Annotated in this window: 30 protein-coding genes, 1 tRNA gene and 1 pseudogene; 20 read left to right on the top strand and 12 right to left on the bottom strand. The window is 41.3% G+C overall.

Annotation, left to right across the window (positions count from 1 at the left end):
• Positions 1-159: 159 nt before the first annotated feature.
• From HWQ23_RS33210 to HWQ23_RS33200, 3 genes are all read left to right on the top strand, one after another.
• Entirely contained in the window at positions 160-474 is a 315-nt protein-coding gene (locus HWQ23_RS33210; protein WP_292838144.1) for a helix-turn-helix domain-containing protein, read from the top strand.
• A gap of 100 nt (positions 475-574) precedes the next feature.
• Complete coding sequence (locus HWQ23_RS33205; protein ID WP_292838142.1) at positions 575-958, top strand: hypothetical protein; 384 nt, start codon at positions 575-577, stop codon at positions 956-958.
• Between the two features lie 120 nt (positions 959-1,078).
• On the top strand, positions 1,079-1,333 hold the full coding sequence (locus tag HWQ23_RS33200) for a TIGR02450 family Trp-rich protein (protein ID WP_099103731.1): 255 nt from the start codon (positions 1,079-1,081) through the stop codon (positions 1,331-1,333).
• Here HWQ23_RS33200 and HWQ23_RS33195 read toward each other — a convergent pair.
• The gene (locus tag HWQ23_RS33195) at positions 1,330-1,458 is read right to left on the bottom strand and encodes a hypothetical protein (protein WP_292838140.1); all 129 of its coding nucleotides are present in this window, start codon (positions 1,456-1,458) and stop codon (positions 1,330-1,332) included. The genes HWQ23_RS33200 and HWQ23_RS33195 overlap by 4 nt on opposite strands.
• 565 nt (positions 1,459-2,023) lie before the next feature.
• On the opposite strand from HWQ23_RS33195, the gene bchL reads away from it, so the two are divergent.
• The 11 genes from bchL (at position 2,024) to HWQ23_RS33140 (ending at position 8,888) form a co-directional block, all read left to right on the top strand.
• Positions 2,024-2,890, top strand: coding sequence for a ferredoxin:protochlorophyllide reductase (ATP-dependent) iron-sulfur ATP-binding protein (bchL, locus tag HWQ23_RS33190; RefSeq protein ID WP_196528135.1), 867 nt, complete (start codon positions 2,024-2,026; stop codon positions 2,888-2,890).
• 32 nt (positions 2,891-2,922) lie between these two features.
• Positions 2,923-3,711 carry a DUF5331 domain-containing protein gene (locus tag HWQ23_RS33185; protein ID WP_292838138.1) on the top strand — a complete coding sequence of 263 codons (789 nt, stop codon included), beginning with the start codon at positions 2,923-2,925 and terminating at the stop codon, positions 3,709-3,711.
• 165 nt (positions 3,712-3,876) lie between these two features.
• The gene (locus tag HWQ23_RS33180; protein ID WP_292838136.1) at positions 3,877-5,280 is read left to right on the top strand and encodes a ferredoxin:protochlorophyllide reductase (ATP-dependent) subunit N; all 1,404 of its coding nucleotides are present in this window, start codon (positions 3,877-3,879) and stop codon (positions 5,278-5,280) included.
• A 198-nt stretch (positions 5,281-5,478) separates the two neighbouring features.
• Complete coding sequence (locus HWQ23_RS33175; protein WP_292838134.1) at positions 5,479-5,727, top strand: AbrB/MazE/SpoVT family DNA-binding domain-containing protein; 249 nt, start codon at positions 5,479-5,481, stop codon at positions 5,725-5,727.
• A gap of 75 nt (positions 5,728-5,802) precedes the next feature.
• A complete protein-coding gene (locus HWQ23_RS33170; RefSeq protein ID WP_094328416.1) occupies positions 5,803-6,030 on the top strand; it encodes a hypothetical protein in 228 nt (75 codons plus the stop codon).
• On the top strand, positions 6,020-6,436 hold the full coding sequence (locus HWQ23_RS33165) for a putative toxin-antitoxin system toxin component, PIN family (protein ID WP_292838132.1): 417 nt from the start codon (positions 6,020-6,022) through the stop codon (positions 6,434-6,436). Before HWQ23_RS33170 ends, HWQ23_RS33165 begins: the two co-directional genes overlap by 11 nt.
• 310 nt (positions 6,437-6,746) lie before the next feature.
• On the top strand, positions 6,747-7,109 hold the full coding sequence (locus tag HWQ23_RS33160; protein ID WP_292838130.1) for a hypothetical protein: 363 nt from the start codon (positions 6,747-6,749) through the stop codon (positions 7,107-7,109).
• 5 nt (positions 7,110-7,114) lie between these two features.
• Positions 7,115-7,549 carry an HNH endonuclease gene (locus tag HWQ23_RS33155; protein WP_292838128.1) on the top strand — a complete coding sequence of 145 codons (435 nt, stop codon included), beginning with the start codon at positions 7,115-7,117 and terminating at the stop codon, positions 7,547-7,549.
• Positions 7,550-7,631: 82 nt separating this feature from the next.
• On the top strand, positions 7,632-7,883 hold the full coding sequence (locus HWQ23_RS33150) for a type II toxin-antitoxin system Phd/YefM family antitoxin (RefSeq protein ID WP_292838126.1): 252 nt from the start codon (positions 7,632-7,634) through the stop codon (positions 7,881-7,883).
• Positions 7,864-8,124: a Txe/YoeB family addiction module toxin gene (locus tag HWQ23_RS33145; protein WP_292838124.1), complete on the top strand. Its 261-nt coding sequence runs from the start codon at positions 7,864-7,866 to the stop codon at positions 8,122-8,124. Before HWQ23_RS33150 ends, HWQ23_RS33145 begins: the two co-directional genes overlap by 20 nt.
• Positions 8,125-8,261: 137 nt before the next feature.
• A complete protein-coding gene (locus tag HWQ23_RS33140; protein WP_292838122.1) occupies positions 8,262-8,888 on the top strand; it encodes a retropepsin-like domain-containing protein in 627 nt (208 codons plus the stop codon).
• 4 nt (positions 8,889-8,892) lie between these two features.
• Here HWQ23_RS33140 and HWQ23_RS33135 read toward each other — a convergent pair whose 3' ends face one another.
• Positions 8,893-9,777 carry a LysR family transcriptional regulator gene (locus HWQ23_RS33135; protein ID WP_292838120.1) on the bottom strand — a complete coding sequence of 295 codons (885 nt, stop codon included), beginning with the start codon at positions 9,775-9,777 and terminating at the stop codon, positions 8,893-8,895.
• Positions 9,778-9,880: 103 nt separating this feature from the next.
• Between HWQ23_RS33135 and HWQ23_RS33130 the strand changes: the two genes are divergently transcribed.
• The 4 genes from HWQ23_RS33130 (at position 9,881) to HWQ23_RS33115 (ending at position 13,306) form a co-directional block, all read left to right on the top strand.
• A complete protein-coding gene (locus HWQ23_RS33130; RefSeq protein ID WP_292838118.1) occupies positions 9,881-10,378 on the top strand; it encodes a class I SAM-dependent methyltransferase in 498 nt (165 codons plus the stop codon).
• 48 nt (positions 10,379-10,426) lie between these two features.
• The gene (tnpB, locus tag HWQ23_RS33125; RefSeq protein WP_292838116.1) at positions 10,427-11,695 is read left to right on the top strand and encodes an IS200/IS605 family element RNA-guided endonuclease TnpB; all 1,269 of its coding nucleotides are present in this window, start codon (positions 10,427-10,429) and stop codon (positions 11,693-11,695) included.
• Between the two features lie 331 nt (positions 11,696-12,026).
• A complete protein-coding gene (locus HWQ23_RS33120; RefSeq protein WP_292838114.1) occupies positions 12,027-12,584 on the top strand; it encodes a hypothetical protein in 558 nt (185 codons plus the stop codon).
• 77 nt (positions 12,585-12,661) lie between these two features.
• Entirely contained in the window at positions 12,662-13,306 is a 645-nt protein-coding gene (locus tag HWQ23_RS33115; RefSeq protein WP_292838112.1) for a DUF3318 domain-containing protein, read from the top strand.
• A 90-nt stretch (positions 13,307-13,396) separates the two neighbouring features.
• Here HWQ23_RS33115 and HWQ23_RS33110 read toward each other — a convergent pair whose 3' ends face one another.
• A complete protein-coding gene (locus HWQ23_RS33110) occupies positions 13,397-14,194 on the bottom strand; it encodes a 7-carboxy-7-deazaguanine synthase QueE (RefSeq protein WP_292838190.1) in 798 nt (265 codons plus the stop codon).
• Positions 14,195-14,392: 198 nt separating this feature from the next.
• On the opposite strand from HWQ23_RS33110, the gene HWQ23_RS33105 reads away from it, so the two are divergent.
• The gene (locus HWQ23_RS33105; protein ID WP_292838110.1) at positions 14,393-15,442 is read left to right on the top strand and encodes an anti-sigma factor antagonist; all 1,050 of its coding nucleotides are present in this window, start codon (positions 14,393-14,395) and stop codon (positions 15,440-15,442) included.
• A 171-nt stretch (positions 15,443-15,613) separates the two neighbouring features.
• Here the strand turns inward: HWQ23_RS33105 and HWQ23_RS33100 are convergent.
• The 9 genes and pseudogenes from HWQ23_RS33100 to HWQ23_RS33060 form a co-directional block, all read right to left on the bottom strand.
• Positions 15,614-15,739, bottom strand: a pseudogene (locus tag HWQ23_RS33100) (modification methylase NmeDIP); the annotation flags it as partial.
• A 6-nt stretch (positions 15,740-15,745) separates the two neighbouring features.
• Positions 15,746-16,255, bottom strand: a complete 510-nt coding sequence (locus HWQ23_RS33095) for a hypothetical protein (protein ID WP_292838108.1) — start codon at positions 16,253-16,255, stop codon at positions 15,746-15,748.
• 18 nt (positions 16,256-16,273) lie between these two features.
• On the bottom strand, positions 16,274-17,290 hold the full coding sequence (locus HWQ23_RS33090) for a hypothetical protein (protein WP_292838106.1): 1,017 nt from the start codon (positions 17,288-17,290) through the stop codon (positions 16,274-16,276).
• Between the two features lie 95 nt (positions 17,291-17,385).
• Positions 17,386-18,843 (bottom strand): YcjF family protein, encoded by a 1,458-nt coding sequence (locus HWQ23_RS33085; protein ID WP_292838104.1) that lies wholly within the window; start codon positions 18,841-18,843, stop codon positions 17,386-17,388.
• A 103-nt stretch (positions 18,844-18,946) separates the two neighbouring features.
• A tRNA-Met gene (locus HWQ23_RS33080) sits at positions 18,947-19,023 on the bottom strand.
• A 46-nt stretch (positions 19,024-19,069) separates the two neighbouring features.
• Complete coding sequence (locus HWQ23_RS33075; RefSeq protein ID WP_292838102.1) at positions 19,070-20,023, bottom strand: asparaginase; 954 nt, start codon at positions 20,021-20,023, stop codon at positions 19,070-19,072.
• Between the two features lie 119 nt (positions 20,024-20,142).
• On the bottom strand, positions 20,143-20,643 hold the full coding sequence (locus tag HWQ23_RS33070) for a CGLD27 family protein (protein ID WP_292838100.1): 501 nt from the start codon (positions 20,641-20,643) through the stop codon (positions 20,143-20,145).
• Positions 20,640-21,098, bottom strand: a complete 459-nt coding sequence (gene rsfS / locus HWQ23_RS33065; RefSeq protein ID WP_292838098.1) for a ribosome silencing factor — start codon at positions 21,096-21,098, stop codon at positions 20,640-20,642. The genes HWQ23_RS33070 and rsfS overlap by 4 nt, the downstream gene beginning before the upstream one ends.
• Positions 21,099-21,969: 871 nt before the next feature.
• A complete protein-coding gene (locus HWQ23_RS33060; RefSeq protein ID WP_292838096.1) occupies positions 21,970-23,241 on the bottom strand; it encodes a glycosyltransferase family 4 protein in 1,272 nt (423 codons plus the stop codon).
• Positions 23,242-23,647: 406 nt separating this feature from the next.
• Here HWQ23_RS33060 and HWQ23_RS33055 point away from each other — a divergent pair, with 406 nt between their 5' ends.
• Positions 23,648-24,826: a DNA cytosine methyltransferase gene (locus tag HWQ23_RS33055; RefSeq protein ID WP_292838094.1), complete on the top strand. Its 1,179-nt coding sequence runs from the start codon at positions 23,648-23,650 to the stop codon at positions 24,824-24,826.
• Positions 24,827-24,838 lie beyond the last annotated feature (12 nt).

Here is a 24,838-nt window from a genome sequence, read left to right as displayed (position 1 = left end):
AAGTGATTGAGAATTGTCAAAAGCGATTGAGTAAATACGATACAAATATAGGACTTACGCAAAATATCTCTCAAACTCTGATTTCTCTGTGTCCTCTGCGCCTCTGTGGTTCGTTATTCCGTAAGTTGTGAGTAAGTCCTAAAATATACAGGATTAGTCATGGATCAACTAAAAAAGGAACGTCTAGAAGCAAAGGGTTGGAAGGTTAGTACAGTTTCAGAATTTTTGGAACTAACGCCAGAAGAAAATGCTCTGATTGGAATCAAACTAGCACTCAGCCGGAGTTTAAAAGCACGACGACAAAAAGTAATGACACAAGTTGAATTAGCCGAGAGAATTCACTCAAGTCAACCGCGTGTTGCTAAGGCAGAGAATGGTGATGCTTCAGTTTCAATTGAACTGTTGATACGTGCGATGCTGGCAACAGGTGTAACCCTTCAAGAAATTGGCAAGGTTATTGCCGAAGCTGGCTGAACCTCAGCATAAATCTAAATGCGTACACCAAGCATGACGTATTAAAGTTCTTCTACCTTGCCTCCACACAGAGTTACCATAATTCCAGGTCGCCTAGTGGATGCTGAAAATGATTGACCCCTACGACTTTGAAGATGATGACTTTGACTTTGAGGATGAAGAGTTATTTAAAATAAAACCGATCAGCCAAATGACTGAAGGGGAAAAGCTACAGCGATTTAAGCGGTTCTTCGACAGCAGCAGCCGTGCTATGTTACAAGACTGTCTATTTCGGATCGTCAATTACGAAGATGGTACGGGTACGTTAGAAATTCTTTGCCCTAATGAAGTCGTAAGGCAACGCCTTTCCAAGAAAAAGCGCAAAATTACCAACAACATCAACACCTGCTGGAGCCATATCAGATGGTTTTCGCTATGTGTCCAGCAAGATAGTGAGTTGCATTGTCACAAGTTTACCCGTAATGGTGATTTAGTGACATCTTAGCTGGGGAGTGGGGAGTGGGGAGTGGGGAGTGGGGAGTGGGGGGGATGAGGGGGATGAGGGAGAAATAAGCAATGCCCAATGGCCAATGCTCAATAACAAATGACTAATGACTAATGACTAATGACAAAAAAACAAAAATTTCCTTACCTAGTTGGTTCTAAGTGGACGGCACAGCAAAAAGTTGATGGCTGGCGGCACTTCCAAGTTGTCAACCGTAAAAATCAGGCTAAGTGGGTTTACGCGGAAATGGTTGCTGCTTGTGATCCTAAAGTCCGTTTCTGGATAAATGCCAAATTATTACAAGATAACTCCCAGTGGCAAGCTGGCTGGCAAACATTACAGGAAATCCACGGACTTGAAACTGAGGTGTCCTAATTAGCCTCGTTAGCCTCGTTAAGAGTCTCTGACTGGGAATAGCCCGTCGTTGGAGGTTCCGCCTCCTTCACAGGCGGCAGCAGCACAATAGCAGGCATTTCCAGGTTAATAATCTTAAACAACATCTGGGAATTTAATAATTTTTTACAAAACCAGACTAACTTACTCTCAAGCAGTAATTAAACGGTCTTGGCTACCGGCTGAAAACTGCCAATTTATCTGCGATACCTTCTCTACGAGACGCTACGCGAACGGTGAGCTACGCTAACGCAAATTTCAGTAATATTTCCAGCATCAGGCTGCATATACCTCTGTTTACCCTTGGCCCTGCGCCCCAATGCCTTGAAAACACGTTGTATAAACATCAGCTAATTCTATGAAAAGCATTCAAAAAAGCCGATTTTCAGTTTTTTGTATTTTGTAACTATTTTTATAAAAAAAATTAATAAAAACTTTTTATTGTCTGTTTTTAGGGCTAATAAGGTCTTTAAGCCTGATAAAACCCCAAAGAGATACATTTTTGATTTAATTCATGACATAAGACCGTTTTACAAATTAACAGCCACTTTCTTTTCTATGTAATTTGCCCAATAATGACATCAACAGACCTCACGCATCGCCATCTCAGGACAGGTGAAGGCAAATGTTTGAGCCACAAGTTTGATAAAAAGCTATAAGAGGCAAACAACAGTGAAACTAGCAGTCTACGGAAAAGGTGGTATCGGTAAATCCACGACTAGCTGTAATATATCGGTCGCCCTAGCTAAACGTGGCAAGAAAGTGCTGCAAATTGGCTGTGACCCGAAACATGACAGCACCTTTACCCTGACTGGGTTTTTGATTCCCACAATTATCGACACCCTCCAAGAAAAGGACTATCACTACGAAGATGTCTGGCCGGAAGATGTGATTTACAAAGGCTACGGCGGTGTTGATTGCGTAGAAGCTGGTGGCCCACCTGCGGGTGCTGGGTGCGGCGGCTACGTAGTCGGTGAGACCGTGAAATTACTTAAGGAACTCAACGCCTTTGATGAATACGATATAATTCTTTTTGATGTTCTGGGTGACGTAGTTTGCGGTGGTTTTGCTGCACCACTCAACTATGCAGATTACTGCCTGATCGTTACAGACAACGGCTTTGATGCTTTGTTTGCGGCTAACCGGATTGCTGCTTCAGTCCGCGAAAAAGCCCGAACTCACCCACTGCGTCTAGCTGGGTTAATTGGCAACCGCACCTCCAAACGTGACTTGATTGAAAAATATATAGAAGCAGTGCCCATGCCAGTTCTAGAAGTTTTGCCTTTGATTGAAGATATCCGTGTTTCCCGTGTGAAAGGGAAAACTTTGTTTGAGATGGCAGAGCAAGACCCTTCCCTAGACTACGTTTGCGATTACTATCTCAACATCGCTGACCAAATTCTGGCGCGTCCCGAAGGTGTTGTCCCTAACGACACACCAGATCGGGAATTGTTCTCTTTGTTGTCCGATTTTTATTTAAATCCGGGTAAACCCCAGGTTCCTAATTCAGAAGAGGAACTAGACTTGATGATTGTATAAATCACCAACTTCTCAGGATGGGGAACAATAATATGGCTTTCTTTCACAGCTTTACGGATTCATTAAAGCAAAAGTGGTTGCAATTTTTCCAGAACAATCGAGACTGGATTACCCTGCACATGCAAGTAGAATCAGTGTATACGCCTGATGGCGGGAAGCGACCACCTTCTTACCTCATCCTGGGAGTAGTTAACGCCCTAGAACCAAAGCTAGCGCAGTTAATGTTGCCCTTTGCCAAACTTAATCCTGACGCCGATACGCTGATTGAGGTGCTGGATTTGCATTTTGACCCAGATTTCGCTCTCGGTAATCGCTTTGCCATCAACCCAGAACCGGAAAAATACGGAGATGATTCAGCAGTTGTCATTGACGAAAAGCCTGAAGATGAAACATTGACACATTCTCATACAAATGGCTTTGCTTCAGTGGCGGTAGCTCAAGAGTTCGCAATCGTGGATTCTGATGATCAAAGTCTGGGGATCGGCGAGTTGGAGGAAACCGAAAATGCCTTTGGCGATATTTCCTCATCCAACGGATACGACTCAAAAGATGAGTCTCTCCAAATCGCTAGTCTAGAAGCAGATGAGTTTGGGGAAATTGCCTTCGATGCAACAGCTGCAATGGAAATGAAGCTGGATGACGACGAGGCGTTTGAGGATAGTCCATTAGATGAGAATGCGTTTAAAGACGTGTTGTCAGATGTCTGGGGTGATCAAACAGCTTTGCAAAAGGCTGAAGAAAGTAACGATTTTTTGGGGGAAGAACTGCCAGCAGGCGTTTTTGATGAATCAGAAATTGCCCGCCTCTTCCCTAACGCATAATTACTAAGTTGGGGGTTAGGAGTTTAGAGTTAGGAGTTAAAAAAGTTAGGAGTTAGGAGTTAGGAGTTAGGAATAAAAACTCATAACTCATCACTCATAACTCATCACTCTTAACTCATCACTTAATTACTCCTAACTTGAAAATCAAGGGGAGAAAAAACCAAAATGACTGTCGCTCAACAACCAGAAGCTTTAAGCTTTGAATGTGAAACTGGGAATTACCATACCTTTTGCCCAATTAGCTGCGTGGCGTGGTTATACCAAAAAATTGAAGATAGCTTCTTTTTGGTGATTGGGACAAAAACTTGTGGCTACTTCCTGCAAAATGCGATGGGGGTGATGATTTTTGCTGAACCCCGCTATGCAATGGCAGAGTTGGAAGAAGGCGATATTTCGGCACAACTGAGTGATTATGAAGAGTTAAAGCGGTTGTGCTTGCAAATTAAACGCGATCGCAATCCGAGTGTAATTGTCTGGATTGGCACTTGCACTACCGAAATTATTAAAACAGATTTGGAAGGTTTAGCACCGAAGCTGGAATCCGAAATCGGTATTCCCATCGTTGTAGCGCGTGCAAATGGTCTAGATTACGCCTTCACCCAAGGGGAAGACACGGTATTAGCTGCTATGGCTAACCGTTGCCCTGATAAGGCTCCGGTGGCGGAAACAGAGAAAATTGAACGTAATGCGATCGCTAAATTGCTCAACTTCGGTAAGAAGAAAGAAGATGTCGCCCAAGATGAGTCTGAGTACGTGGATCATCCACCACTGGTTCTCTTTGGCTCCCTTCCCGATCCCGTGGTTACTCAGTTAACCTTGGAACTGAAGAAACAAGGCATCAAAGTTTCCGGCTGGCTACCCGCGAAGCGCTTCACTGAACTGCCAGTACTGGAAGAAGGGTATTATGTCGCTGGTGTCAACCCCTTCCTCAGCCGCACAGCTACCACCTTAATGCGTCGCCGCAAGTGTAAACTCATTGGCGCACCCTTCCCCATTGGCCCCGATGGCACCCGCGCTTGGATTGAGAAAATCTGCTCGGTGTTCGGTATTACTCCCAAGGGTTTGGATGAACGGGAAGCACAAATTTGGGCAGGTTTGGAAGATTATGTGAAACTGATTCGCGGTAAGTCTGTATTCTTCATGGGTGATAACTTGCTGGAAGTCTCCCAAGCAAGATTCTTAATCCGTTGTGGGATGACAGTTCACGAAATCGGCATTCCCTACATGGATAAGCGCTATCAAGCTGCTGAGTTGGCATTGCTGGAGAAAACTTGCCAGGAAATGAATTCACCCCTGCCAAGGATTGTAGAGAAGCCGGATAATTACAATCAACTTCAGCGAATTTATGCGTTGAAACCAGATTTGGTAATTACTGGTATGGCTCACGCTAACCCGTTGGAAGCACGGGGTATTAATACTAAGTGGTCGGTGGAGTTCACTTTTGCTCAAATTCACGGCTTTACGAATGCGCGTGACATGTTAGAGTTAGTGACTCGTCCGCTACGTCGGAATAATAATTTGAAAGATTTGGGTTGGGATAAGTTGGTGAGAGAAGAAGCGAAGATTTAGATTTGGGTTTTATTGAGCAACATCATAATAGGATATTATGGGCGAACTTTTGGGTTCGCCTTTTTTATTACGTAGACGCGGAGCGGCTTGCCGCAGGCTACCGCAGAGGCGCAGAGAACGCAGAGGAAGAGGAGAGATTGGGATAATTAAAAATGCTAAAATTTTTATATTAGTCTTAGTTTTTTACTTTTTAAGTTAATGGAAATTACAAAATTGTCTTCTCAAGGACAAGTAATTATTCCCCAATCTTTGCGGGAAGCTGATCAATGGGGAGTAGGTCAAGAATTTATTATTATTGATATGGGTGATGGAATTCTTTTAAAGCCTAAGAAATCTTTTCCAGAAACTAAATTAGATGATGTAGCAGGTTGCTTAAAATATCAAGGTAAACCCAAAACTCTTGAGGATATGGATAATGCAATTCGCCAAGGTATAGAGGAATCGTGATTTAAAAGTAGAAAACTGGCTCAAACCTGATTAAAAAAGCTAACAAGTTTCTATTCCCTAACTCCAGAACTCACCATGACTCAAAAAACCTATCAACTACCCCTAACCTTCGAGCAAATTCTTAATCTTGTCCTACAACTTCCCGCACAAGAACAAGAACAACTTATTCAAGAAATAAAGAAAACCTCTTCAAATAATAAAGATGAAGATTTACTTAGTGTTTTTGACAGAATCGGCAGAAATGCTCAAGCCAAAGGATTAACCGAAGAAACTCTAGAAGAATTACTCGCCGATGAATCATAAACTAATTGTCATTGACACAAATGTTTTACTTAGTGCTGTTCTAAGTCCTAATGGAACAGCCCGTAAAGCCCTAGATAAAGTCTATAAAGAATTCAAAATTGCTCAAAGTGATGAAACTTATCAAGAATTAAACACACGAATTTACAAACGTAAGTTCGATAAATATATCTCAGATGAAGACCGACAAGATTTTTTGGACATAATTAAAAAATACAGTCAATTTATAGAAATAAAATTTCAAATAAACACCTGTAGAGATCCAGATGACAATAAATTTTTAGAACTTGTTAAAGATGCCAATGCAGAATTTGTAATCACAGGAGATCAAGACCTTTTATCACTCAAGACCCTAGCCGAATATCAAAACCAGATTATTACTCCTAGAGACTTTATTGACCTTGATTAATTCATCTTTAATCCTGTAATTAGTTCAGATGGAAGGCTGTAACTCTAAAGGTTTGGATGGAATTATGTACATTAATTCTGCGCCGTCTGGTTTAATTTCTGTAGACGGAGTTAATTTAAGCCAATCATGAAAGCTGATTCCTAGTTGGGATATTGCTTGTACTTCTGTTTGGTAAGATTTAAAACTCTAATAGCGATCGCTCTTTTTAACGAACCGCCCACGCTAAAAAAGAAAAGTGATCGCTCTTTTTAACCAGAAGATGCAGAGCGATCGCAGATACAATCATAAGTAAAAGGCAACCTGGCAGAAAATGGCTGAAATTGTCACCCTTCAACTTCCTGAAACACTGGCACAAAAAGCAAAGGAAATCGCTGCTTTCACACATCGGCGACTTGAAGATGTATTACTAGAATGGATTGAGAGCGCCATTACCGAACTACCTCTGGAGTCTCTACCCGATGAGCAGGTTTTGGCTATATGCGATATGCAGATGGAAACTCAGCAGCAAGAAGTTTTCAGTGACTTGCAAGCGCGTCACCGAGAGGGACAGCTGAATGATGCAGAAATTCGTCAACTAGATGAACTAATGCAGGTCTATCGACATGGCTTAGTAAGTAAAGCAAGAGCTTTAAAAGTGGCTGTTGAACGCGGCTTGAAACCAGCCCTCAATTAACAGCAATGGCCCGCTTTTACATTTCTGTAGAAATAGAACGTCGTGTCCGCACCGATGCTCAAAATCGCTGTGGCTATTGTTTAAGTCCTCAGCGTTTAGTAATGGCACGTTTGGAAATTGAACATATTATTCCCATATCTAAAAATGGTAGCAATGATGAATCAAACTTATGGCTAGCTTGTCCCCTGTGTAATCGCTACAAAAGTGATAAAACTACAGGGGTTGATCCAGAGACGAGCGAAACGGTAAGGCTATTTAACCCTCGTACTCAAGTCTGGTTAGAGCATTTTGGCTGGAGTGAAGATGGTCTACGTATTGTTGGCAAAACGCCGACTGGTAGAGCAACTATTGTAGTTCTACATTTGAGTGATGATGCAGATGCACTGGAAGTTCCAGTTATTGGGTACTTGCGGGTTGGCATCCTCCAGAGGATTGAATGAACCGCAGATGAGCGATCGCTCAAATTCATCTCACTCAAATACAGTTAAAATAAAGTGGTAAAGATGGGAGTAAATAAGAATTATGCTTAGTGGAATTAAACAAAAGGCTATTGTTGGAAAAGATGGCAAGATTGAACTGTCTGCAACGGAATTACCTGAAGGAACTGTTGTAGAAGTCATAGTGTTAGTTGAAGCACCAGATGAAGAAGATGAAACTACCTATCTTCTGAAATCAGAAACTAATAAAAAATATCTGCTCAAAGCCTTAGAGAATGTAAAAGAAGGAAACCTAATTTATGTAGATTTAGATGAATATGAAAAAAGTTGCCTTTGAACCAGAAGCTTTTGAACAATTAGGTCAGTGGGCAACAGAAGACAAGAAAATTTTCAAAAAAATATTGGAACTGATTAGAGATATACAAAGAGATCCTTTTGCGGGGATAGGGAAGCCAGAACCATTAAAATATGAACTACAAGGTTACTGGTCAAGGCGGATCACAGATGAACATAGATTAGTTTACAAGCTGCAAGAAGATTTATTGATTATTTTGACTTGCAAATATCATTATGATTAATAAAGGTTATTCAGGCTGGAATATTATTTTAGTTAAGGCGATCGCTCATTTTAACCAGAAGATGCAGAGCGATCGCAGATACAATCATAAGTAAAAGGCAAGCTGGTAGAAAATGGCTGAAATTGTCAGCAAAATCTATGAATAAAACACCCTCTGCCGATGAAAGTCAGCAAATGCTGAAGTGGCTAAACCAGAATCGCCAAATGTTATTAGATTTATATAAAAATCAATATATTGCTTACAATGCTAATGGCTTAATCGCTCACAGTGAAAATCTGCGTGAAGTTATAAAATTGGCAGAGGCTTCAGAACAGCTATTTGTAATTTACTTAGTTCCGCGTCGCACTGCTTCTATCCAAATTCTCCCAATTCGCTTTCGTACAGTTGCTCGGCATGATTGGCAACCAAATTATCATGTAAAGCTGAAGCATAAAGATATAGAAGTTTCTACAATAATGTTAGTAGACTCTGGTGCTGAATTAAGTTTAATTTCCTTCAAACTCGGTCAAGATTTAGGCTATGCTTTGGCTGATGCCGAATCAACATTATTAGCAGAAACCATCGGTGGAAGAGTTGAGTATGTTTTACGTAATGTTGAAATGACAATTGATGAACACAGTTTTATTGCTGCTGTGGCATGGTTACAAACTAATACAGGTGGAGAACAATTACTTCTAGGAAGAGAAGTTGTATTTGATAAATTTAATATTGAGTTTAGGCAAGCTGATGAACAAATTATTTTTACATGGCGTGGAGACAACTAATCAATTAACCACAGATACTCATGACAACTTGCAGAAATTCCCTTAGTACAGGTGTCATATCTTCTTCCCGCCACACTACAGCCGTTTCTACTAATGGTGTTTTCTCCTCTACAGCGCGATAAACTACACCAACTCTCTGAAGATTTTGCAATGAAGACGGTGCGATCGCAATCCCCATTCCCGCTGAAACCAATCCGATAATTGTCTGCATCTGAATCGCTTCTTGAGTCACTTTTGGGCTGAAATTTCCTTGCTGGCAAAGACTTACGATTTGGTCGTAAAGTCCGGGCCCCAAATGGCGAGGGAACATGATAAAGTTTTCGTTTACTAGCGATCGCACTGAAATCTTTTCTTGTTCAGCTAAGGGATGAGTTTCTAACATAGCCACAATTAAAGCTTCTCGCTGAATGCACTCTTGATTGAGTGTATTGTCTTCTAACGGTGGATGGGCAAAGCCTACATGAATGCGACGTTCTTGTAGTGCTTGCTCCTGCTGAGTTGTGGTTAATTCCTGCAAAATCAACTCTACTTCTGGAAATTGTTCTCGAAACCGTCGCAAAATTACAGGAAGCAAATCGTAAGTTACCAAACTGGTAAACCCGATTCGCAATTGTCCCTTTTCACCTCTTCCTGTTTTTTGGGTTAGCTCAATTGCCTTTTTCAGTTGAGCTAAAAGTTGATAAGCTTCTTGCAAAAATACTTGTCCAGCTTCCGTTAACTGCACCTGTCGTTTGGTTTTACGCTGAAACAGTTCTACTCCCAATTGTGTTTCTAGTTGCTGAATTTGCTGGCTTAAGGGCGGTTGAGCAATGTGCAATCGCTCGGCGGCTCTACTGAAGTGCAGTTCTTCAGCGACAGCAATAAAGTAGCGCAGGTGTCGCAATTCCATTTTTTTGATATTTTATAAGTTTCAATTTTATTTAAATATATATTGGACATCTGAAAAGTACCTGCTTATGATACTTATACAAATATCGCAGGGAATCAGAGCAATGCAGGAAAAGTATACTCCAGGCTATTCAAGCAATGCGACGAATTTCATGGCAAAACGCAGCTTAGATACTCATGGTGCGTTTTTCAAGCCTTATTTACGTCCAGGGATGAAATTGTTAGATTGTGGTTGCGGACCTGGGACGATCGCTTTAGGTTTAGCAAAAGCGATCGCTCCTGGTACGCTTACAGGTATTGATCGAGAAGCCTCTCAAATTCGCATAGCTGCTGAAAGTGCTTTTACTCAAGGTGTTAGTAATGCTAATTTTCTGGAGGGAAATATATATGCTCTACCCTTCTGGGATAACTCATTTGATGCAATCTTTTCTCATGCGCTGTTTGAGCATCTCCAAGAACCAGCGCAGGCGTTACGGGAAGTGTGGCGAGTTTTGAAACCGGGGGGAATTGTTGGGCTTCGTAGTCCTGACTGGGGCGGGTTTTTGATTTCTTCAAGCCGCACACTCGTGACTTCCAGTCATGAGTTAGGCGTTCTATATTGAGCGTGACTTCGTGTTAAAATTAAGGTCTATCCTAATAATTGCAAAAAGTTGCCGACCATCCAAAAAGCGTTTAAAGTTACTCTGATCGTGACACACAGTCAAGAAGTCTTAATTAACAAGACTATCGGTTGTGCAAGATTTGTGTACAACCGCTTTTTGGCATTAAGAAAAGAGTTATATAGTACTGAACAAAAAAACCTAAACTACAATGCTTGCAGCCAGCAGTTAACTCTGCTTAAAAAAGAGATTGAATGGCTCAAAGAGGTAGATAAGTTTGCCTTGCAGAACTCACTCAAGAATTTAGAGACAGCATACAAAAACTTCTTCTCTGATAATCAGAAAACCAAAGGCAAGAAAGGTGTCGGCTTCCCTAAATTCAAAAAGAAGCATGGATGCAAGCAGTCTTACAAAACTAACCTGACCAACGGGAATATTCAGTTAATAGAGAATCGTTTAAAACTTCCTAAGTTAGGGTGGGTAAGGTTCCACAAATCACAAAATATTGAAGGGAAGCTGGTAAATGTCACGCTAATTCGTACTTCATCAGGTAAATATATTGCTAGTATTTTGTGTGAAACAGAGATAGAGAAACACTCTCAAGTTACTCAAAATATTGGCTTAGACTTGGGAATTAAATCTTATCTCGTTACAAGCAATGGTGAAATTGTAGATAATCCCAAATATTACCGGACTCAAAAAAGGAAATTACGTAAAGCACACAAAAAACTATCCCGCACTGTAAAAGGTAGTAGTAATCGAGTCAAAGCGAAAATCAAGCTGGCTCGTTCTTGCGTTCGAATTACAAATCTGAGAGATGACTTTTTGCACAAGCTCTCAACTCGTTTAATCAAAGAAAACAGTATTATCTGTATCGAAGATTTGCGAGTTGCCAACATGGTGAAGAATCGCAAATTGGCAATAAGTATTTCTGATACCAGTTGGACTAAGTTCGTTACTATGTTAGAATACAAGGCTTTGTGGCATGACAGAATTGTGCAGAAAGTTGGTATATTTTACCCCTCATCTCAGACTTGCAACCATTGTGGTTTTATTAACCCACTAGTCAAAGATTTAAAGCTGCGTGAATGGTCTTGCCCTGGTTGTAATAGTTATAATTTGAGAGACAATAATGCAGCTTTGAACATATTGGGTGAGGGCTTGAGATTAATGAGCCAGTGCGGTGGACGGGTTTCCCGGCATAAAGCACCTGGCGTAGCCGCCGTGGGTATCCCGGAGGCTTTAAACGCCTGTGAAGAACTTGTAAGTCCTGGAGCAATTCAGGCGGAGATCGTTGAAGCAGGAATCACGCGACTTTAGTCGTGTGAGGTTCAATTAGTAATACATCCATTCAACCTAGAAGAAAATATTAAAATTTTAGCGAGTTAGTACTATATCCTTCACTGGCTAATATTTGAAAAATAGTGATTTTTGCTTCTTTAATAATGAACAAGAGTCATAAAAGAAAATATCATTCACAGCGCCGAACGATCATCTATTTTTCCGGCTCTTCAATGCCCAATGCCCCATGCCCAATACCCTAATTGCATACTTCTATGCGATCGCTTGTAGCCACACCAACCTAAACAACTCCCCTAGCAGGTTAAACTAGGTCTGTTAACAGCTGCTCCACGTTCCTTATGAGGCTTTTATGGGAGCTAACCTCAAACAGATTGCCAACTATTTAGATAACCTTGGTTGGGACTACCGTTTGGATGATGAAGAAGACCGAATTATAACAGGTGTGGAGGCTGATAATCTAGAAGATTTCCTAATAGTTGTCCAGCTGGATGAAGAGGGAAAATTTTTTCGGGTATTTGCCCCTCAAGTTCTGGCAGGAATTCAAGACCATCCTCACAAGGGAGCTATCTTACAGACAATGCTTGCCATTTCCTGGGAAACCAAAATGTTGCAATGGGAGTATGACCCATCCGATGGCGAAATCCGTGCCATTATTGAGTTTCCTCTAGAAGACTCGATTCTCACAGAAAAACAATTTCACCGTTGTCTGAGTGGGTTAATTCAGATTGTGGATGGCATAGCAATACCTCGCCTGAAAGAAGTGATGACAACAGGTATTGATCCGGGGAATATGGAACTTGGGGAAAGATTGTTACTCAGTATCCAAGAAGAAGCCCCAGGATTGCTAGATTTGCTGGAAAAAGCAATGGAAGCGCGAAAAAAGCGAGGAACTTTTAAGGGCGAGTGAGCCGGATCATCACTTAAATAGCTATACTCCAAAGTGATACCCTCACTATATACTGAAATTTTCTGGGGCTGGATATTATGACATCCTATGCAACCTCCTCTGCCAAAGCGGAAATGAGTGAACTACGGCGGTTGAAAGGCTTATTACCGCCAGAATTACAGAGCTGGGTCACGGTTGAAGGCACAACTGAGGTCAATCCACCCCTGGTTCGTTGCGAAGAAATTGGTAAAGACCAGGTAGAAATTCAAATTGACTTGGTGAAATGGGATGCCCTCGCAATGGATCAGCGTAATCTGTTGTTCTGGCATGAAGTTGCTCGCGTTCAAAATGACACAATTCCTAAAGATGGTTGGGAAATGGCAGCACTAGCCATCGGTTTAGGTGGTGCTGTCGGCGAATTGTGGGTACAAGATGCATTGCTGCTGGTGTTAGCTTTGTCGCTCTGTGGTGTGTCAGGCTGGCGACTGTACCAAAAGAATAGTGGGGAAAAGCAACTAAAAGAATTGCTCAATGCTGATGAGAAAGCGATCGCCTTGGCAACTCGTTTTGGTTATAGCCTCCCCAATGCCTACAAGAGTCTTGGTAGCGCCTTGAAAACCCTGATTGACAATACTCCTAGTAAGCGCCAACGGTCGAGATACGAAGCAAGGCTCTCTGCCCTCAAACGCAGTGCCAATAAGGCAAAAGCTAAATCCAAAACTACAGATGAGGGCGCACTGTAATTAGTTAGGAGTTAGGAGAGACGCGATTAATCGCGTCTGTACAGGAGTTATGAATTATGAGTGAACTTCAAACTTGAAACTCCTCACTCCTCAAAGCTGATTCAGCATTTTATGCGTTTGGGGGATCACGCGCACTTGCTTGACAAACCCCTTCATCAAAGCTTGCCACGTCAAAACTTGATCGCTCGAAGGCGCAAGCACAGGTATTGGGGAAAATTGTTCAGATGCTGCCAAAGGCGTAACAGGTTGTAAAAATACTGAGATATCTGGACTAACCTCTGCCACCAGCAAAGCTGAACGTTCCAACTCGGCGGGATCTGTGTTTTGAGACACAATTATCTTGACAAAAACATTTAAATATGAATCATGACATAATTGGAGAAATTTACTATGTTCTTGCCAATGACTTTCGCCGCTAACACTGGGCAATTTGAAATCCATACCCACAGAGTCTAAGTAGGGGAGAATCATCGCTAGTTGTTCTGGGCGATGCCCGCCAGTTTCTAAGTATATAGGTAGACCAGTTATGGCTCGCACTTCGGGTAGAAACTGGGTTAAAAATGGGGCATGAAGAAGTGGTTCACCCCCAGTTAAGCTAATGCTATCGTGTAGACAAGGTAGATTTTGTCGTTCCACCCATTCCATTAATATTGGTAATGGGACAGGGTTAGAGTGGATTTCAAAGTCGCGCAATCCAGGCGATCGCTCTATCCGACAAGTCGCAGGTGCATTCCAAGTCTGGGCACTATCACAAAAGTGACAGCGCAAATCACACAAAGCAAAACGAATAAAAATCTGACGTGTCCCTACATTCAGTCCTTCCCCTTGAATGGCAGAAAAGACCTCAATCAGGCGTGCAGTAGGTGTAAGCGTAGTTTTAGCAATCATTTGATCAGAGCAACGCGATCGCGCTGCGTCGGCACAACAGCAAGGATGTTTTTTGGCTTCTTGTTCTATTGTGAATCGTCGCTGGCGATCTCCAATCTCAGCCCCAGTAAATAGCAATTAGTCCTTATTACTACTGATTCCAATATTAGGTTAAGTAATTTTCTCGGACAAAATAATGTTTGACAGATTACATTATACATGGCAACGAAAGTGCAGAGCTTCATGACTAGCCAACCGACAGAGGTCGATTTCCCAGTTAATTCCCTAAACGACACGGCTATAGTGCAGATGCCCACGCGGTTGAGCGTGCTAGAGGCTTTAGGCTTTAAGCAAGCGTGCCAAGGCTTAATCCAGCCGAATTCACATCCCAAGCAAATCATCATTGACTTTCACCAAACTACTTTTATGGATAGTAGTGGTTTAGGTGCCCTGGTAAGTAATTTTAAATACGCCCAGGCGAAAGGGATTACATTAACACTACGGAATGTAACACCTCAGGTAATGGCAGTTCTAAAACTCACGGGATTGGATCAGATTTTTCCCCTAGAGCTTGTGGTCGATGGGTCGCTAATAGAACAAGAAGACTTAGTAGATAATCGCAAGACAACTTCCCGTAAAGAAAAGCAGTTACCAACTACTCACCCTTCTGTGGCATCTTGGATGAAACGGTTATTAGACATTGTAGGGTCAGTGATCGGTTTATTAATTACAGGAGTTTTGTTTATTCCGATTGCGATCGCTATTCAAATTAATGATCCTGGGCCCATTTTCTTTAGTCAAACCCGTTGTGGTTGGATGGGGAAGCGGTTTAAAATTTGGAAATTCCGCTCCATGTGTGTGGATGCGGAAGCGAAGAAATCCGAAGTTAAAAATCAAGTGCAAGGTGCTTTTTTCAAGAATGAGAATGACCCCAGAATTACCAAGGTAGGGCGCTTTTTACGGCGAACAAGTTTCGATGAACTACCCCAATTTTGGAACGTCCTCAAAGGAGAAATGAGTTTAGTAGGCACCCGACCACCCACGCCTGATGAAGTGGAACGCTACGAAGTACCGGAGTGGCAACGTTTCGATGTTAAACCCGGTATGACTGGCGAATGGCAAGTAAATGGACGTTCTACAGTCCGTAGTTTTGAAGATGTAATTCGCCTGGATTTGCAGTATCAAAAAAATTGGAGTTTGGTGTACGATTTAAAGCTAATTTTCAAAACTATAGCTATTCTATTTAATAGAAACAGTGGTGCTGTTTAGCTAACTACCCTTATTCACAATTTTTTGGTAACTCGCAATCACGATAATTCTTAAATACACCCAAGCCTAAAAATAGGCTTGGGTAAATTTTAGGTTTACTTATAGCACCACACAACTATCATTCTCTGCTTAACAGGTAAAAAGTAAAAAGTGAACCCCGTGTAAATGGCAATATGCTGGCATGAATTGTGAGAATATTTCTTGGACATAAACAATGTTAAAATCGCTGGTTTCAAAACCTAAATCTAGGAACCCTGAGCCAGCAAAAAAGGAGAAAATACAACAGCGATCGCGCATTCTAAATTAAAGACTGGATAATTGTTTAATATATTCAATAACTTGGTCTTTATTGATGATTCTTTCAACTGGCACACAATAAGATGGATAAATGTAATAAATTTCACCTGATAGATAACTTTTACGCTGATCTTTGATGATGCCATACCTATCAGGATAAATAAACCACTCAGTACTAGGACGTTTTGGTGTTATTGCTCCCCAAGCTACATTAGACTTTAAACAATACCAAATAATTACTTTAGGTGGATATATCCACTGTTTACTTTCTACTTCGCCACACATCCATCCTTTATAACCTGGTGGCAATTTCTTAGGATCTGTAGTGTTTCCAGGCACGCTTTTTACAGATATCCAAAACAGTTTATTACCTAAACTATCATACACGGGAATGTCTTCATCAATACCAAACTGACTCATAATCGACTTTCCCACATTAATACCTCTTTTTTCTAATCCATCACAAACCTTTTTGACTGCAACATCTCCCTCACTTTTTAATTCTTCCCAGTTCATGCTTGATATATTGTTTTGTTAAAACTCACCTGTCATTGTTTGATCCTCATTTTCTAACAAAGGATTACTGAATTGCTTTTCTACTAATTCTGTGAGAATTTGATTACAATATTTAGAAATTTCTGGGTATTTTTGTGCTATCCATCCCACAGGTGTAATTACTAATGGATCGCTAATATCTACACCCATTTTCATCATTTGTATAGTTTCTTCTATCGCTTCATATAGAACGGCTTGTAATTGAGGAAATTTCGTATCCCGGTATGCATATTTATGTACGGAAAGAACATCATCGAGAGTTAAACCATATTCTTTAATAGAATTAATATTTTCTGCTGAAGGAAGATATAAATCTGGATATATTTCTACGTTAATTAATACAGAACGTATGTACTCTTTTTTTGCCTTTTTGTAATTAGCAACTAAGTTTTTACAACTTTTGATTGAAGGTAAAAGCATCTGAAACCAAAACTTCATTTCAGACAATACTTTTTTTTGCCCCAGTTCTTGATCTACAAGCAGTTTGTTAGCTGAAATATCTAGCATCCAACGGACGTAGGTCGGGCAACGCTTCCAATAATTTGTGACAACTTCTGTGAGTAATTTGAAGGCTTCAGTATAGTTTTTGTATTGTGTTGCTTTCTTATTGTTAGTTTTAGCTTCCTTGGCTAAATTTAAGTAATATAACGCCAGAGAAAACTTTTTATTTATTTGTAATAAATATGAATAATTTTTTAATAATTCAAAAACTGTATTTAGGTTATTTTCCTGATACTCTTGTGCAAGTTTGAAAGCTAGATTACTTGCTTCTTGGAATTTATGAGATTTTATTGATAAGTCGTTAGCCGCTTCAGCTGAAGCTGCCAAATGAGTTATTTGTACAAACATTGAAGTGGCTGGAGATTGGGAACTAATACGTTCTTCCAACCTGTGTCTAGTTTGAATAACTAGGTTTTGAAGCTCATTTATGTCAATAGTTTCTAACAAATCTTTGTTAAAAACACCTTCTGGATTTGTAAGATAAGGCGTTTTCATGATTTACCTATCCTCAAAACAGGAGTCGCAACAATTATCATATTTTTTAGCCTAATGCAAAGGCGCAAAGAAAAACTCTGCGCCTCTGCGTAAACTTAACCTACAAACTTCTCAACACCAACTACTTCTACCTGCTGTACTTCTGGCAACAAACGCTTCATACCTTGCTTAACAAACCCCTGCAAAAAACCAATTTGCTGATTTTGCCCAAACACCTTTTGCAAAGTTTGCCGCAAATTCTCCAAATTTAAACCAGTTCCAGAATCTATAGCTATTTCCTGCTGTTGGAAATATTCAACTAGGCTTAACCCTGCTACTCTAGTCAGATAAGCTGCACTTACTCCCTGCACTACACCACCAGCAACAAAGGTAATGGCATTACTTTTCAGAACAGTACTAATCGCTTTTGTAGAAAGTTCAACTAAACCCAATTTCAGCATTAAACTTCCCATTGTTCCAGCTACGGTTTGCGCCTGTTCCAAGGAAAATTTCTGCTGATAAATATTACCCAAATCCATTACCATCTGAGCATTAATTGCCGCAGTCGCCAAGATATCAAGGGCTGGGACTGGGTTAGCAAAGGCAGCAGCAGCAGCTATCCATTGATATTGTTCAATAATTGGGGTGGCGCGATCGCGTCTAGTTCCATTCAACCAGTTTTTCGCCTCAGCTTTCAACAACCCAGCTTTTCTCATGGTTGTTACCCAGATCAGGCGTTGTCGTCCCTGCTGTACCAATTCACCCAACTGCCCCCTCAACTGCTGGATATTTGGTGCTGGTTGTTCCATCCACTCTTGCACAGAACCATCAGCCTCATGCTTTCGGACTTTGATGGAAATGGGAGAGGCCGCAGTTGCAACTACATTTCCCTGCATTCGCTGTTTCAATGACAGCAAAATGCTAGCGCTTTCATCGGCTAAATACTGGTCTTGTTTGTTTAAAACCAGGATTGTGGGCTGATTTGCTGCTTTTAGCTGCTGTAAGGCTTGAAATTCTGAGTCTGTCAAATCACCGTTAGTCAGGAACAGAACAAAATCTGATTTTGCCACTTCGGCTAAAACATCTGTATCTGAATTGTCTCCCGCTTCTCTAAATAAAGGTGCTGTTTCTTCTAAAGACACAAAATTTCGTGTCTCTACATTTTGCTTTAGCACTTGAATTAAAGTGCTTTTACCTACGGATTTACCGCCAGTCACAGCAACTTTAATTTCTTGCCTGTCTAATTCCAACAACAATTGGCCTACTCGTTCTCTGAGTGTCTCTAACGCCCGATGGTTTTCTGCTTCTTGTGCCAGTTGGTTAATAACAGTTTCAGCTTTAGCGATCGCACCTTCTACAGTCGCCCGATTTACGAGCATACCATCTAGCTGCTCTAAACTGTCTTTCGGGCGATTTTGTCGGAATAACCACAAACCACCGCCTACAGCTAGGGCACTCAATAAACTAAATTCACCCACCTGCATTATTGAATGATGCCAACTTTGTAACATCCACAGAGAAAAGGACAGTCCCAATCCTCCCACTAAAATTGGTCGCTGCAACTTCACAACCATGAGTCTCCGCGCTTTTTGGATGGCTATTTCTTCCAGAATAGATCAAAATAAAACAAAACCCCCCAATATTTAAATATTGGGGGGTTTTGTTTTATCTTTTATTTGGTGGCGGGAAGTGGATTTGAACCACTGACCTTCGGGTTATGAGCCCGACGAGCTACCAGGCTGCTCTATCCCGCGTCGCTCTTGACTTTTATAGCATAACCTATAGTCAAGAGTTTGGCAACTACAAAAATGATAATTCTCCAATTACTTCTAAACGCTTGTATTTTCCCAAGGTAACAAACTTTTCACAGAGGCTTTCGGCGGCGCTGGGACTAATCCAACCCATTTGCTGGAGTAAGTGAATAGCAACGGCATATTTTGCCCGTTTTGCCCCATCCATGACTTTGATTGCCAATCCCATGCCTTCACCGAGTCTACCAATGCACTGCACTCCTTCGGCACCAGCTTTACTGACCAGTTCCCCTGGAGTTAAGCGCATCAGTTCCGTATCAAATTCTCCATCTCCTGCTACCATCGCGGGGTGATGAGTCATAGCACGGACAATGCGCTCCAGATCCAAATTGGTACTAGAGGCTAACAGCGCATACAAAGAGGCCATATGACCGAGTTGCATCAAATAAGTCGGTGCGCCACAGTCATCATGAGCGCTGATAAATTCCTCAGCTGGCATTCGCAGCAACTCTGCTACTTTGCCCAAAATTAATTGCTGTATTGGGTGCTTGCGATCCAAGTAGTTATTCAAGGGCCAATGGCGTTGTTGACAAACAGCTAACATGCCTGCATGTTTACCAGAGCAATTGTATTCCAGAGGACTCCGCTTACCTTCAGGAATCGGACACTGGAGTACAGTTGGGTCAAGATCAGCCCGCCAAAGGATGTTAAATACCTGTCGGACTTGCTCTATTGTTCCTTTGTGGGAACTTGTAATAATTGCTAAGTCGCGATCGCTGAGGTCATAGCGTTCCAGTGTACCTGTAGTGGTGACTGCGAGTGCCTGAAATGGTTTGAGGGCTGAACGGATAAATGCAGCAGTTTCAGAATTTCCGGCAACGGTTAGAACCCGTCCTCGTTCGTCGCATACAACAGCTTGGACTATATGCCTGGATTCAATAATACCTTCCCGCAGCAACCGGACTTCCAGTGCTGCGGCTTGAGTTCGTTTTCCCATTGTCATGGGTTTATATTTATCACCTTTTTTTAGTTAGGAGTTAGGAGTACAGCCGGAGACGCTTTGCCTCCGGTTAAGAGTTATGAATTATTAACTAATCACTCCTAACTCCTGACTCCTAACTTTTAAAACAAATGCCAAACTATAGTACCAATAACGTACATTCCCGCCAAGCCAGCAAAGGTAAATTGTAACCGTCGCAGAATAGGTTTGATTTCGTATGCAACAATCAAGCGATCGCGGTTGAGGACTTCCTGTGGCTTCGTCCAAGTTTGGCCGTCGTACCAGCCTGACTCTTCATAAAATACTGTGGGACTACAAAGGCGATCGCACACGTAGAACCAGCCTAAGTACAACCTTACCAGTGCCAGCACTACTCCGACACTCGCTCCTGCTGCACCACAGAGCATAAAATGTGCAATATACTTGTGAGGGGGAAAACTTCCCGCAGCTATAGGCCCTGCGAAGAGCCAAGATAAACCCCATATCCAAACAATTTTCGTGATATACTCGCGCCAATCTAAAGTGCTATCACGAAACAGCCAGGAAGCTTTTAACTCTTCGTACTCATTCAGAGGTTGTTGGTCTGTGGGAACTGGGCAATTTGAAACCGAAGACCTAATCATGTTGGCTTACCCTCACCCTCATCAGATTCTGGAAGGGAAATACGCTCTGCATGAATCCAGAACGCTTCTAAATTATAAAACTCCCGTTCTTTGGGCATCATGATGTGAACGATCACATCACCGTAGTCTTGTAGTACCCAACTCCCTTCGAGTTTTCCTTCTGTCCTTATCGGACGTCGCTGCAACTCACTTTCGACTTTGCCTTCAATTGCTTGAGCGATCGCCCTTACTTGTACCCTAGAATAGCCAGTCATCATCACAAAGTAATCAGCTAGGTAAGATACCTCTGCTACTTTGAGCAATATAATCTCACCTGCTTTACGATCTGACGCCGCTTCTGCTATCGTTGCAGCTAATACTCCGCTCGCTTCTTCGGTTTGGGCGTGGCTCTTTACCACACTCTTCGTCAGTGGGACAGATTGTAATGGGAAATTTCCTTGGAAATAATCAGTCATTAAACCTCAGGTGCTTTCTTTCTTTTGAAACAATTGTTTACATTTACTTACAAACAACAAACAATTGATCTGACAAATGTGTCAATAGGTTTTTTTGAATACTAACAAAAAAACAGGAGTCTATGGGGCTAGTACCACAAGGCGGAATTCAAAATTCTTGCATTCAAAATTCAAAATTAATGCACCGTAAGCGTTTCATTGATTTGGAATCGGTGGTTTATTTATGCCGTGCTGTACTAGTTTGATAATTGGCTGTTTAGATTTCGACATCAGCTTTTGTGCAGTTGCGGATGGTTATTGTGCAGCGATAAATCAACCAATAGCTTTTCAATAAGAATTTCTGGCGAAAATAAACGCAGACTAATTAAACAGCATAATATTCTAAAGCTAGTGCAACGAGGCATGAGCAAACAAAGCATGTAAATTAAGCTTTTGTTACCTTTTTAAACTGGATAGTTATTTCCCCCATCCAGCACTAATAATTTACAGGTAACGCCACATCTATGTTTTAGGCTATCTACTAAAAACTACAATACAACACAGCAGATTCATGCCTGGTCTACCAAAAGTGTGATGCTCCCTTGCGTTCGCGTAGCGTCTTTGACAGGAGAAGTTCTGAGCGGGGGTTAGTGAGTCCGCGATCGTCGGGAGCCTCTCTTCTCTACTGGAGGCTGCACCAACCAGACGCTCCGCGAACGGCTCAGACTTCTTCAACAGATACATTTCCTTTACCCAAGCGTATTGGTCTATTACTGTATTGTTTAAGTATAATAAATTACCCTCAAATCCATTTTGACTTAGATACTGAGGGTAGAATTAAGTATAATCGCACTGAAGGCGCGGGTATGTAATCTAACTCTAGTGCCGGAGATTAAACTTCTTGTTTTGTAACTATTGTTGACTGAATTGCTCCCCGATTTGCCGTCAATGAGTAACACAATGACTCATACTGATTTAAAGCTTGCTCAAAAGCATAGTTTTCGACGGCATATTGGCGACTTTTATAACCCAGAGTTTTGACTTTTTCGGGGTTTTGGTACAAATCTAAAATTGCCATTGCTAAAGCTTGGGGATCTTCTGGAGGAACGATAACTCCGCCGCCACTTTGCCTGATGGCTTTTGCTGCTGTACCATTGTCAGGGACAGAGGCAATTAAAGCCGCTCCACTGGCAAGTAGCACTTGAATTTTTGACGGCATATTGAAGGATACAATATTTTTCTTTTGCACCACCAAGCCAACATCGGCAGCTGCTAACATTTGTGGCAAATATTTGCGCGGTTGAAATGGCAGTAGCAAAACATTATCTGCGCCCCAGTCTAGACATTCCTGTTGCAATCGCTGTAAACCTTTTGCCTCTCCAACGATCACAAAAACAATATCTGGGATATGGCGCAACACAGAAGCAGCTTTGACGACGCTTTCTAAGCCTTGGGTTAGGGCAATGTTACCAGAATAAAGTACTACAAATTTGCCATTGAGATTATGTGCTGCCCGGAAAGGGTTATTTTCTTTAGGCAAAGGGCGGATAAAATTTACATCAACCCAGTTGGGAATTTGCACAATTTTGTCAGCTTCTACGCCCTTAGATCGCAAATTGTCCACAAACCCATCAGCGATAACGCTAATTTTGCTGGCACTATGGTAAGCAAATTTTTCCAATAATGTAAACAACTGGATGAGCAATTTATTTTTGATTAGACCGACGTGGACGGCTGCTTCTGGTAAAATATCTTGTAGATTTAAGATCACAGGACAAGCACGTAACCATCCTAAAAGAGCAACTGGTACACAGCTTGGCAAGGATGGCGATGTTGAGAGAATAACATCTGGACGCCAACCGATGAGAGCGGGTACAAAACTAGTGACAACGAAACTAGCATCCAGTAACACCCGATCTAATAGGTTGGGTTGGGGACGAATCCAAACGTAACTGCGTTGAATTTGAACGCCATTTTTGTATTCGTTGAGATACCACTTGCCCCGATATTCCTGGTAAATTTGACGCTCAGGGTAGTTGGGCATAGCGGTGACTACGCGCACTTGATGCCCACGCTTGACTAGTCCCTCTGCTAGTTCAGTCATCAGTGGGGCAATACCAATTGGCTCTGGATAGTAGTTGTAGGAGTAAATTAAAATTCGCATAAAAATTAGTCTGAAGTACCCCGGTTTTTTATTTAATGACAAATATTTGTCTTAAACATAATTTGGAGCTTGGAAACTCCTATATCTAATTGTCGCTTCAGACTGTTTTTCTGTCAGGTATTTTCCTTAAAGATTGAGTAAACTTTGATATTAAATACTTAGGAATACTGTGAATTTTTTTGACTATTTAAGTGGTATTTAAAGTGTACATATCTGAACTAGTGCGTAAGTATAAACCCTAAGCTTTCCGATATAAATTAAGACTGTTCCACCATACTAAGTAAGTGGGAAAGAATAAATTAAACTATGTTACGCAATCTAAAATTAATTAAATTGGCTCGTAGTAAGCGGCTCCCTATCTTACTGCAAACCTTTAATTATTCACGCCCACTTACTTAGGTATTGAATGAGCGATCGCCCTTGTATCTTCTCCTTTTTTGCTGGCTCAGGTTTCCTAGATTTAGGTTTTGAAACTAGCGGTTTTAATATTGTTTACGTCAATGAAATTTTTTCCTCATTCATGGCTGCATACCGCTATTCCCGGCAGGTTCTCAATCTACCGTTGCCAGAATACGGGTATTATGACAAAGACGCAGGAAACGTAACCCAACTTCTCGAAAGTTTACAAACACAACACCTCCGGGAGTTAGTACAAGACTGCCGCAAATCTAATAATATTGTGGGCTTCATTGGCGGGCCTCCCTGTCCTGATTTTTCTATTGGCGGGAAAAATAGAGGGCGTTTAGGAGATAATGGCAAGCTTTCCGCTTCTTATGTTGAATTAATTTGCCGCAATCTTCCAGATTTCTTTTTATTTGAGAACGTTAAGGGGTTGTGGAGAACGACAAAGCACCGTTTATTTTTTGAATCGCTCAAGCAACAATTACTGAAAGCAGGATATATATTAACAGAGCGGTTAATTAATGCTATCGAATATGGTGTACCCCAGGATAGAGAAAGAATTATTCTCATTGGTTTCCGAAATAATTTTATCAACGATATAGGAATAAAAGTCGGTAGTGAAAAGTTACTACCTGAGAGATATTTTCCTTGGGACAATCAGATTTTATATCCTCAAAAAAAGGTTTTTGCTTATCCTTGGCAAAAGTACGAACCATTCCAAGAAAATTCCATAAAGCCTTGTCCTGATGGCATCCCTCAAGAACTCACTGTAGAATACTGGTTTAGAAAAAATAATGTGCTGAAGCATCCGAATGCTGAAAACTGTTTTCAACCAAGGGCAGGTATTAGAAGATTTGCTGCTATTGATGAAGGAGATGTTTCTAAAAAGTCTTTTAAGCGTCTTCACAGATGGCGTTACTCTCCGACAGCTTGCTATGGGAATAATGAAGTACATTTGCATCCCTATAAAATCCGGCGAATATCTGTGGCCGAAGCTTTAGCCATACAATCTTTGCCTGCAAATTTCGTACTTCCAGCGAATATGTCGCTCACGAATATGTTTAAGACTATTGGTAACGGTGTCCCATATTTGGCATCGAAGGCGTTAGCTAAAACTATTATTAACTTCTTAGGAACTGGCGTGACCAATCCTGTTGATATTCCTCACCTTATTATTGCCTAATGTCAACTTAAA

The organism is Nostoc sp. JL33 (assembly GCF_017114985.1).
Taxonomy (GTDB): domain Bacteria; phylum Cyanobacteriota; class Cyanobacteriia; order Cyanobacteriales; family Nostocaceae; genus Nostoc.
The sequence above is the reverse complement of the archived record's forward strand: the minus strand, read 5'-3'. Positions and strand labels throughout refer to the sequence as shown.